Annotated in this window: 1 protein-coding gene; it reads left to right on the top strand. The window is 69.7% G+C overall.

The genetic code is table 11. The features are described 5' to 3' along the window. The coding region (locus AC4FS3_RS29650) for a hypothetical protein (RefSeq protein WP_491023520.1) at window positions 1-373 on the top strand (373 nt) is incomplete at its 5' end. Window positions 374-501: the final 128 nt, after the last annotated feature.

The following is a 501-nucleotide window of genomic DNA, read 5'->3' as shown; positions in this document are numbered from 1 at the left end:
CCTGCCCAACCGTTCGCTGGGCGCGCCGCTGTCGGTGGCCATTGGCCGGGCGGTTCGCGAGGCCGGGGCCCTGACGATCCGGCCGCCAGAGGGGCATCCCATCGCCGTGGAGCGCTATGGCCGGCTGTCGCGCAATATCGCCGTTTCGCTGGGCTGGTTCGACATTCACCACGATGACGATGGCGACGACGTCATCGTGCGGCCGATCGACGGGCTCGACCTGCGCACCAGCCTGACGCTGGTGCGCTTCCACGGCGAGCAGCGACCGGCCGCCGCCATGGTGTGGCAATCGGCGCGCCAGCTGATCGCCGGCGCGCCGGCAGCGCTGGATTTTTCGCGGCGCCGGCAACGGTTTTCGCAGGAAGACGCCTGAGGCGGTCCCGCGTCATCGACCCCGCATGGCGCAAGAAGGCCCGCGCAAGGAGGCAGGCGCAAGGAGGCCAGACAGATGGAACAACATCCCGGTCAGCGTGAACGGCGTGCTGTTCTTGCGCCTCAGGC

Source organism: Pseudogemmobacter sp. TB195 (assembly GCF_058313095.1).
The sequence above is the reverse complement of the archived record's forward strand: the minus strand, read 5'-3'. Positions and strand labels throughout refer to the sequence as shown.